Consider the following 9,702-nt stretch of genomic DNA (forward strand, 5'->3'; position numbering starts at 1 on the left):
GGTTGTTCGCGTTTTGAGGTTGACCCCCTCGGTTCGGGAAGGGGCAATGAATGAAGCTGCGAGACCTGGCCGGGGGAACGACGAGCGCCGAGAAGTCGGCGGCGGTGCCCGCCCCCGTCCAGGCGTCGTCGCCGACCCCAGACCCGAAGGCGTCGGCCTCGTGGCCCGCGGGGCCGCCCGGAGTGCGGTGGCTCGTCCTCGAGTCGCGGCTCCTGGACGACGAACAGTTCCTCGTCGTCTTCGAGAAGCAGCACCTGAAGGAGGCGCGGAAGGCGCATCCGGGGAAGGTCATCTACTTCCCGCCGGAGATCGACGAGCTCTACCGGCACAAGGACGCGCCCGACTACCCGCAGTTCCTCAAGACCATCCACCTGGTCAAGAAGAAGTTCGGCGGCTGGATCATCCCGTCCGACTCGCCGCTCGCGCGGCGGCTCGAACCGCCGAAGGGAGGTGACACCCATGGAACCACGAAACGTGAAAAGCGGGCCGGTTGAGGTGAGCGAGGTGAAGGTCCGCCTCGTGGACGACGGCGGCGACGGCCTCGTCGGCTGGGCCTCGTGCGTCGTCAACGGCGCGCTCTACCTGAACAACATCGCCATCCGGCGCGGCCGGAACGGCGAGTTCGTGCTGACCTACCCGAGCAAGCGGAGCCGCTCCGACCAGAAGTACTTCTACTTCAACCCGATCACGCGGGAGGCCAAGCGGGCGCTCGACGAGGCCATCCTGGGCAAGCTTCGGTGCGGGGAGGCCCCATGCCGGGCGTGAAGAAGACCGACGTGACCGTCGAGCTCGACCGCCTGTGCCTGGAGGTCGCCGCGCTGGGCCGGAAGATCCGCGGCATCGAGCACGCACGGAACATGCACGTCCGTTTCTACATGCAGAGAATCCGCGAGGAGTCCGAGACCTTCGAGCAGGAGCTCGCGCCGCTCAAGGAGAAGCGCGAGCGCCTGCGGCGGGCGATCCTCGACCTCTGGGCGGAGCACCACGAGGGCACGAAGACCCTGGAGCTCCCTTGCGGCAAGGTGACCCGCCGGACCGACCGCGAGCTCGTCGTGCGCGACAAGGAGGCGCTCCTCGACGCCTTGGACCGCGCGGACCGCCTCGACCTCGTGGATCACGTCTTCGACGAGAAGGCCGTGGCTCACCTAATCGCCGAGGGGAAGCTCCCCGGCCTGCCGGGCGGCGCGGCCCAAGTGGTCGACCACTACAGCATCGCCGTCCAGCTGAAGAAGGGGGATCGCCGTGCGTGAGGGCTACGCCAGGAAGCGCGAGAAGGCGTTCCGCCTGCGGCTCCAGCGGAAGACCTTCGCCGAGATCTGCCGCGAAATCGGCGTCTCGGACAAGACGCTCTCGAAGTGGGAACGCGGCTGGATCGACGCCAAGGGCCGGAAGCATCCGGGTTGGCAGGCGGAGCTCGAGAAGGCCTGGCGGGAGCTCTCCGAGAGCGAGCTCCAGTACGGCCTCATGCTCAAGGAGGAGCGGCTCAAGACCTACGAGGAGCTCGCGCGCCTCGCGGTCGCCAAGATCAAGGAGATGTTCCCGAACATCCGAGCCAAGACCGCCGCGGACGCCAAGGCGCTCCTCTCGGAGGTGCGCGAGCTCATGCGCCTCATCGCCGAGGAGAAAGGCGACTACAAGCCCCGGCCGCACACCCTGGTCGCGGTGAAGACGGACATCACGCTCAATGAGATTTCGGAGAGGTACAGGAACGCCCATGCGGATCGTGACGAAGGAAACCCCGAGCCCGGACGAACTGAGCCGCTGGCTGGCGACGAGTGAAGGCTTCCTCCAGGGCCTGACCGACGTCGACGAGAAGCCGACGCGCCTGACCGGCTACCAGCTCGACCACCTCCGGGACACGTCGAAGTTCCGCGCCCGGGAGAAGGCGCGCGGCGTCGGGTTCTCGTTCGTCTGCGCCGCGGAGGCGCTGGCCAAGGCGCACCTCCGGCGCGACTACACTGCCATTTTCGTCTCAATCAACTTGGAGGAGGCCGTCGAGAAGATCCGCTACGCCAACCAGCTCTACCACTCGCTCCCGCTCAAGTGGCAGAAGAAGAAGGTCGTCGACAACAAGACCTCCATCGAGTTCGAGGACCCGTCCGGCCGCTACCGCTCGCGGCTGATCTCGCACCCGTGCAAGGACCCGCGCGGGAAGCACAAGGCGGACGTCTTCCTCGACGAGTTCGCCCACTATGGCCAGAAGCAGCGCGCCATCTACGTCGCCGCCGTGCCCATCGTCTCCCGCGGGGATGGCCAGCTCACCATCGGGTCCACGCCACTCACCGTGGGCGACCTCTTCCACGAGATCATGAAGGAGGAGCGGCGGAAGTATCCGATGTTCACGCGGCAGTCGGTGCCGTGGTGGGCCTGCCCGGAGTTCTGCACGGACGTCGCCCGGGCGAAGGTCGAAGCCCCAGGCCTGGAGACCGCCGAGCGCGTCCACGCCTTCGGCCAGCCCACGCTCGTCGACATCTTCCACACGATGGAGCGCGACGACTTCCGGCAGGAGTACGAGCTCTCGTTCAACGACGAGAGCCAGACGTTCTTCCCCTACGACCTCATTTTCGCCTGCTGCGAGGACGAACTCGACACCTACGACACCATCGACTCGCTCCTCAAGAACACCGAGGGCGACCTCTTCGCCGGATTCGACGTGGGGCGGACGCGGAACACGTCGGAGCTGATCGTCCTGGAGAGGACCGCCAAGCGCGTGACCTACCGCATGGGGAAATCGTTCGACCGCTCCCGCTTCCAGGCGCAGGAGGCATTCCTGCGGGAGCTCCTCAAGGCGTCGCCGCGCATTCGGCGCCTCTGCATCGACCGGCACGGGATCGGAATGAACCTCGCCGAGAACCTCCGCACCGAGTACCGCTCGCGCGTCGAGGGTGTCGCGCTCGTCGGCCAGGTCAAGGAGTCGCTGGCCGTGAACTTGAAGATCGCCTTCGAGAGCGAGGCCGTCGCCATTCCCCGCACGCGCGACCTCACCGCGCAGATCCACTCGATCAAGAAGACGCCGACCGAGGCGGGCTACGCGCGCTTCGACACGGAAAAGAACGAGCGGCATCACGCGGACAAGTTCTGGGCCCTGGCCCTGGCGGTCCACGCCGCGGGCCTGGGCGCGGAGCGCCGGCGGGCCAGGGAGAAGGTTTCGGCGAGCATCGTATGATGAAGGTCGTCTACATCTGCCATCCATTCAGGGGAGACGTTGCCGCCAACCTGGAGCGCGTCCGCCGCATCTGCGCGGCCGTCAAGCGCGACTACGTTCCGCTCGCACCGCACCTCCTCCTGCCCGCCTACATCGCCGAGGCCACGGAACGGGAGCTCGCGCTCGAACACGGCCTGGCGCTCCTGCGTGGCGCGGACGAGATGTGGGTCTGCGCCGACGACGTGAGCGAGGGCATGGCGGGCGAGATCGCGGAGGCGATGCGGCTGGGCGTTCCCGTCTATCGGATCGACGTGGATGCGCTCCGGTCAGGAGTCGGACGGGACCGTTACGCCAGGGTTCTCCACACCCACGCACACACGAGGTCCATGTAGTAGATGGCAGTTCCGTTTACGAGGCCCTGGGGTTGCGGGAAGCGGCCGGGCAGAGTTCGGCGAATGGTAGCGGAGGCCTTTGCCCGGGCGGCCTTTGAAACTGGAGGTTTCAGGAACGCGCCCATACGTGGCGTCTTTGACGCGACGGCTCGGGCTGGCCCAAAGGCCCAACGGGGCGCAGGGTTGCGCCCTGGGGGCCACGGGGCGCGCCACGGCGCGCGCCTTGGGGAACCCTTACCCGCGACGCCGTTAGAAAAACGGCCCCCCGCCGGCCCCGGCCTGGGCGTTCCCCATCCAGGTGGGCGACACCGGCGGCATTCGGATGCGGTCCCGCGAGGACGACATCCGAGAGGCCATCGGGATCGTCCTCGGGACGCGCCTGGGCGAACGCGTCATGCGGCCCGAGTTCGGAAGCGGCCTCGCGGACCTGGTCTTCGACCCCAACGACGCGAACCTCGCGGGCCGAATCGAGTTCCTCGTGCGAAAGGCCCTGGAGAGGTGGGAGCCGCGCATCGTCCTCAAGGAGGTCCGGGCGCGGCCCGCGGGAGAACGGATGGAGATCGACGTGCGCTACATCGTTCGGCAGACGAACCGGGAAGACAACGTGGTCGTGCCCTTCTTCTCCGGGGAGCTTCCCTGAGGTGACCCCATGGCGGTGAAGGGTCGGCTCATTCCCGTTCCGAACCTCGACGACCGCGACTGGCGCGCGATCAAGGACGAGATCGTCCGCGCCATCCCGGAGCGGGCGCCCGAGTGGACCGACCACAACCTGTCCGATCCCGGCATCACGCTTGCCGAGGCCTTCGCGCTCCAGATCGAGCAGCTCATCGTGCGCCTGAACCAGGTGCTCCCCAAGCACATGCGGGAGTACCTGAACATGATCGGCGTGACGCTCACGCCGCCCTCCTCGGCCAAGGCCTTCTGCTTCCTCCGCACCACCGCGAAGCCCTCCTTCGACATCACGGTCCTCAAGGGCTTCCAGGTTTCGACCTCGGGCGCGGGCGGCGAGAAGCCGGTGGTCTTCTCCACGGACAAGGATCTTGTCATCCACGCGGCCAAGCTCAAGAAGTTCATCGCGGACCAGGGCGGAACGCTCGCGGACTTCACGAACGACGCCCGCGATCCCGCGACGGTCTTCTCGCCCCTCCCTGCGGTCACGGTTGAGGACGCGATCTACCTCGCCTACGACGAGGACAACTACTTCGAGAAGCTGATCGTCGACGTGGCGGCTCCCGCCGCCGGCGTCACGGGCGCGTGGGAGTTCTTCGAGGCCCGGCCTGACGGCACCGGCTCCTGGGAGCCGCTCGACGTCGAGGACGGCACGCTCGGTTTTACGCAGTCGGGCACGGTCGCGTTCCAGGTCCCTGCCCGATGGGACGCAACCACCGTCGCCGGCGTGCGGGCAACGTGGCTCCGCTATCGCATCACGGCCGTCGACCTGGGAAGCGTCTTCGCGTCGCTCCGCAAGCTCGACATCGACCAGATCCTGGGGCGCGTCTCCTGCTCGAACGCCGTGGCGGTCCCCGAGGAGATCCTCGGCTCAAGTCAGGGCACCCCCGACCAGCGGTACTTCCTCTCCAAGGTCCCGGTCCTCGACCTCACCGTCGTGGTGGACGAAGGGGCGGGCTTCCAGGAGTGGACCGAGGTGGACGACTTCTCCGCGTCGGGGCCTACGGACCGCCACTACATGGTGAACCGGGGAACGGGCGAGATCCTCTTCGGCGACGGCCGCAAGGGAAAGATTCCGGCCAAGGGAACAGGGAACGTCCGCGCCCGGCCCTACCGCTTCGGCGGCGGGATCAAGGGCAACGTGGGCGCGGGCACGATCATCCAGCTCCGCCAAACGCACCCGTTCATCGCTTCGGTCACGAACAAGGAGCCGGCCTCCGGCGGCGGCAACGAGGAGACGATCCAGGAGGCGATGCTGCGCGGGCCGGCGGAGGTCCTCCGCACCCGGAACCGCGCCGTGGTCGCCGAGGACTTCGAGACGCTCACCCTGGAGAGCTCGACCGGCATCGCCCGGGCGAAGACGCTCCCGCTCTTCGACCCGGCCGATCCCGCGACGCCCAAGCCCGGCCTCGTCTCGGTGATCGTGCTGCCCAAGGGCGGCGCGCCGCTCTCGCTCGCGCTCCGCAACCAGGTGCGCGAATACCTCGACGCGCGCCGCCTCGTCACGACCCAGATTTTCGTGGTCGAGACGGAGTTCATCCCCGTGGACCTCACCGTGACCGTGGTGAAGACCCCGGAGGCGAACCCCGTGGAGCTCGAAGCGACCCTCCGCGCGGTGATCCAGGAGTACTACGACCCCGAGTTTGGGGGCGACCCGGCGCGGGCCGTAGCCTACGTCGCGGGAACCTCGAGCGAGCGCGGAAGCGGCTGGGAGTTTGGACGCGACGTCTTCCGCTCCGAGATCTTCGAGCTTCTGGAGCGGGTGGGCGGCGTGGACCACGTGGAAAGCATCGCGGTTCCCGCGGCCACGGTGCCCATCGAGGACTTCCAGCTCCCGCGGGTCCAGGACCTGATCGTGAACGTGGCGGCGTGAGAGAAAACCGATGCCCGAAACCGTCCAGGACACCCTCTTCCGATCCCTTCCCGGCATCTACCGCCGGGAGGGAAAGGACGGGCTCACGTACCGGCTCCTCGGTCTCTTCGCGGATGTCCTCGAGGGGATCGAGGATGAGGTCTACGGGCTCCACCGCCAGCTCAACGCCCAGCGGGCCGACGCGCGGTTCCTCCCCTGGCTCGCCTCGTGGGTCGCGCTCCTCCTCGACGAGACTTGGGAGGAGTCGAAGCGCCGGGAGCTCATCCGCCGGATCGTGCAGCTCTACACCATCCGCGGGACGATTGAGGGCATCAGGCAGTTCGTGGAGATCTACACCGGCATCAAGCCGGAGATCGTCGAGGAGTTCGGCGCGGGCTGGCGGATCGGCGTCCGCTCGACGGTCGAGGTGGACACCCGGGTCTACGGCACCTGGGAGGAGAACGCCCACCGCTTCAGCGTGCTCGTGGCGACCTTCGAGGAGTTCGAGGCGATGCCCAAGGACAAGGTCCGCGAGCGCGTGCTCATCGAGAAGCCGGCGCACACCGAGCTCGTCCACGTGGGCTGGTTCGCGTCCTTCTGGAAGATCGGCGTGCGCTCCACGGTCGGTGCGGACACGAAGGTAGGAGGCTGACGTGGCCCTGAAGAAACTGCTCTGGCGCAAATACCTGTTCGTGAACCGCGTCGAGGCGGAGACCGAGCAGACCTACTGGAACGAGAAGCGCAAGAAGCACCTCGCCCACGAGCATTCGGAAGGCGTCGTCCGCGACCTCGGCGTGACCGAGACCAATCCGCCGTCGCTCACCGTCCAGGTGGCCGCCGGGCGCGCGCTCGACACCGAGGGGAACGACCCCGAGGCCGAGTCGCCCCAGGACCTCGACTGCGCGGCACTCGTCCCGGCCTCCGGCGAGGTCACCGTCTACATCACGCTCCGCTACAACACCCTCGAGACCGAGCCCTACTTCGTCGACGAGCTCGGCGCGAGCCAGAACAAGTACGTCCAGGACAGCTTCGTCCTCGAGGCGACCACTCAGGTCCCGAGCGCGCCCGCAGTCGAGCTCGCGCGCTTCCGGTTGGGGGCGGGGGCCACGGCGATCCGAAACGCCGCCGATCCTAACAACCCTGGTCTCAACGAAATCGACCTCCGGCAGGTGAAGTACTCCGGCAAGGAGGTCACGGCGTTGCGCGACCTCTCCGACGTGGACCCCGCGGAGGCGGACGCCTTCAACGGGATGGAGAACCCGAGCGCCTCGAACCCCATCGCCACAGTCTCGAAGGCCGACAGCATCGTGGCTCCGGTCCGAAGCGAAGTGGTAACGGCGCGCGGCACCAAGCCGTCGCTCGACGAGCGCCTCGACGTGATGCTGAACGACGACGGCTCATTCAAGGGTATCACCAAGATCACGCCCGCCGCGCCGCTCACCGGCGGCGGCACGGCCGGCGACATCCCCCTCGGGATCAACGACGCGACGCCCGCGGCGCGCGGGGCCATGAGCGCCGCCGACAAGGCCAAGCTCGACGGCATCGAAGCGGGCGCGACGGCGGACCAGACGGCCCAGGAGATCCTCGACGCCCTGAAGACCGTGGACGGCGCGGGCTCGGGCCTGGACGCCGACCTTCTCGACGGCTCGCCGCACCGGGGTCTCGGAGGGGCCGAACATGCCGCCGCCACGCCGACCGAGGCCGGGTTCATGTCGGTCGCGGACAAGGTGAAGCTGGACACCCTGAGCTTCCTCGACGGCGTGCGGGGCTGCCGGCTGGCCTGGATCGACGAGCAGACGATCCGCGTCGAGCCCGGCCAGATCTCGGTCGACGCCGAGGTCCGCGCGAATACGGCGGGCCTCAACATCAACCTCACCTTCAACCTGGAGTCGGGGCAGACGGCCACGGACAACACCTGGTACTACGTCTACGTCAAGCCGGAACCCGATCCGGCCACGAACTTCACCGCCTTTCTCTCCAAGACGATCCCCACAAAGATCGGACGACATCCCACCTTGGCCGCGCTGTTTGTCGGGAGCGTGCGCCGCCAAGTCGGCAAGTTCCGGTGCTTCACCCGGTCAAAGAACCTGACCGTCTGGCGGGACGCCGCGGGCTCGGGCGCGTTCTCTGGGCTCGAGAACCAGAATGACATCGTCAACGGCGGCGTGGGCGGCGGCCTGACCGTGAGCGTGGCCAATTTCATGCCGCCGACCGCGTCGGCCATCCTCGTCATGTACGACGTTGAGTCGCACATCCGCGTGCGGCCCGCGGCTCACGTGGCTCTCGGAGCGTCCGGCATGGGCTTCGAGGGCTTCGGCGCCGTGCAGGAAGGCCCCTACATCCTCATCCCGGATAACAGCTTCCAGTTGCACTTCCAGCAGCTCGGCGGCGGCTCGGTAGACGCGCATAGGGTCGGCTCCTACGGCTACTTCGAGGACATTGAGAGCCCGAGCGGGCCGTTCGGTTCGTAGCGGAGCGCTGACATGAGCCAGGCGGATCGCTCTTCGAAACTGCAAGCGGACGTGACCGGCCTCCAAGTGGAGGCCCGCGACCTCCGCCAGGCTCTGGAGAGGAACACGGAGTCCCTCTCCGAGGTGCGCGAGGGCTTCCAGCGGCTGCGCGGTGAGCTCAACGGCGTCCTGCCACGCCTCGAGGAGAAGGTCGAGCGGGTGATCGACCACCTGAACGGCCGCGAGGAGACCGACCGGGAGTACTTCGAGAAGGTGCGGGTCCACGAGACGGAGATCGGGACCTTGTTCGAGCAGGTGGGGAAGAAGGCCGACGCGGAGGCGAATCGAGAGGAGTACGGCCGCCTGTGGCTGGCTCTTCGCCTCTTCTTCTACGGGACGCTCATCGCGCTCCTGGCGCTGCTCCTCGAACGGGTCATGAGGTGACCGCGATGGCCGACTTCGACCGGGCGATCCTCAAGGTCCTGCGGCACGAGGGAGTCGAGTTTGGCTCCGACGGCCGGCCCGTGCCCGGCCGGACGGGATACGTGAACCACCCGGACGACCCCGGCGGCGAGACCAACTTCGGCGTCACGCGCAGGGTCGCCCTCGGGAACGGCTACGCCGGCCCGATGCGCGACATCCCGTACCCGAAGGTCCTCGACATCTATCGGCGCAGGTACTGGGACGACCTCAAGGGTGACGAGATCCCGGACCAGGAGATCGCCGAGGAGCTCTTCGACACGGGCGTCAACTGCGGGCTGGCCGTGGCCAAGAAGTTCCTTCAGCGGACGCTCAACGTCCTGAACGGGAAGGGTACAAAATACCCCGACCTCGTGGTGGACGGCGTGGTCGGCCCCCGGACCATCGACGCCTTGAGGCGGGCGCTCTCCCTCGCGCCCTGGTATCGGCTCTGCGTCCTGCGCGCGCTCGATTCCCTCCAGTGCGTCCGGTACATCGAGCTCGCCGAGCGCGACTCGAAGTTCGAGTCCTTCGTACCCGGGTGGCTCAAGGTCCGGGTGGGAGTACGCGATTGAGGAATCCGAAAGGAAGGAGGTGATACGCGATGAGTGAAACTACCGCGATGGTACTGGTGGCGGGAGTCAATACCAAAGTTCGTTGAGATTCGGGAAGGCGCCGGCATGATCACGCCGCTGTCACCTCCCTCCCCATGGCTTGCTGTAGGGCTCGCCGGAG

12 protein-coding genes are annotated in these 9,702 nt (G+C 67.5%); all 12 read left to right on the forward strand.

The features are described from left to right. Nucleotides 1-50: 50 nt before the first annotated feature. The 12 genes from RB146_08750 to RB146_08805 all read left to right on the forward strand — a co-directional run bounded on the left by RB146_08750 (nt 51) and on the right by RB146_08805 (nt 9,542). Nucleotides 51-494, forward strand: coding sequence for a hypothetical protein (locus RB146_08750; GenBank protein MDQ7829070.1), 444 nt, complete (start codon nt 51-53; stop codon nt 492-494). A 10-nt stretch (nt 495-504) separates the two neighbouring features. Continuing rightward, nucleotides 505-765 carry a septation protein SpoVG family protein gene (locus RB146_08755; protein ID MDQ7829071.1) on the forward strand — a complete coding sequence of 87 codons (261 nt, stop codon included), beginning with the start codon at nt 505-507 and terminating at the stop codon, nt 763-765. Further along, entirely contained in the window at nt 753-1,250 is a 498-nt protein-coding gene (locus tag RB146_08760; protein ID MDQ7829072.1) for a host-nuclease inhibitor Gam family protein, read from the forward strand. The genes RB146_08755 and RB146_08760 overlap by 13 nt, the downstream gene beginning before the upstream one ends. Next, nucleotides 1,243-1,779: a hypothetical protein gene (locus tag RB146_08765; GenBank protein MDQ7829073.1), complete on the forward strand. Its 537-nt coding sequence runs from the start codon at nt 1,243-1,245 to the stop codon at nt 1,777-1,779. The genes RB146_08760 and RB146_08765 overlap by 8 nt, the downstream gene beginning before the upstream one ends. Further along, a complete protein-coding gene (locus tag RB146_08770) occupies nt 1,715-3,166 on the forward strand; it encodes a terminase family protein (GenBank protein MDQ7829074.1) in 1,452 nt (483 codons plus the stop codon). Before RB146_08765 ends, RB146_08770 begins: the two co-directional genes overlap by 65 nt. Beyond that, nucleotides 3,163-3,537 carry a DUF4406 domain-containing protein gene (locus RB146_08775; GenBank protein ID MDQ7829075.1) on the forward strand — a complete coding sequence of 125 codons (375 nt, stop codon included), beginning with the start codon at nt 3,163-3,165 and terminating at the stop codon, nt 3,535-3,537. The genes RB146_08770 and RB146_08775 overlap by 4 nt, the downstream gene beginning before the upstream one ends. Before the next feature lie 322 nt (nt 3,538-3,859). Further along, the gene (locus RB146_08780) at nt 3,860-4,177 is read left to right on the forward strand and encodes a GPW/gp25 family protein (protein ID MDQ7829076.1); all 318 of its coding nucleotides are present in this window, start codon (nt 3,860-3,862) and stop codon (nt 4,175-4,177) included. A 9-nt stretch (nt 4,178-4,186) separates the two neighbouring features. Continuing rightward, nucleotides 4,187-6,079: a putative baseplate assembly protein gene (locus tag RB146_08785; protein ID MDQ7829077.1), complete on the forward strand. Its 1,893-nt coding sequence runs from the start codon at nt 4,187-4,189 to the stop codon at nt 6,077-6,079. A 10-nt stretch (nt 6,080-6,089) separates the two neighbouring features. Further along, nucleotides 6,090-6,710, forward strand: coding sequence for a phage tail protein (locus RB146_08790; protein ID MDQ7829078.1), 621 nt, complete (start codon nt 6,090-6,092; stop codon nt 6,708-6,710). Nucleotide 6,711: 1 nt separating this feature from the next. Beyond that, complete coding sequence (locus tag RB146_08795; GenBank protein MDQ7829079.1) at nt 6,712-8,529, forward strand: hypothetical protein; 1,818 nt, start codon at nt 6,712-6,714, stop codon at nt 8,527-8,529. 12 nt (nt 8,530-8,541) lie between these two features. Beyond that, the gene (locus RB146_08800) at nt 8,542-8,952 is read left to right on the forward strand and encodes a hypothetical protein (protein ID MDQ7829080.1); all 411 of its coding nucleotides are present in this window, start codon (nt 8,542-8,544) and stop codon (nt 8,950-8,952) included. 5 nt (nt 8,953-8,957) lie between these two features. Beyond that, nucleotides 8,958-9,542 (forward strand): glycosyl hydrolase 108 family protein, encoded by a 585-nt coding sequence (locus RB146_08805; protein MDQ7829081.1) that lies wholly within the window; start codon nt 8,958-8,960, stop codon nt 9,540-9,542. Nucleotides 9,543-9,702 lie beyond the last annotated feature (160 nt).

The sequence above is a fragment of the Armatimonadota bacterium genome (assembly GCA_031081585.1).
Lineage (GTDB): Bacteria > Sysuimicrobiota > Sysuimicrobiia > Sysuimicrobiales > Humicultoraceae > Geohabitans > Geohabitans tengchongensis.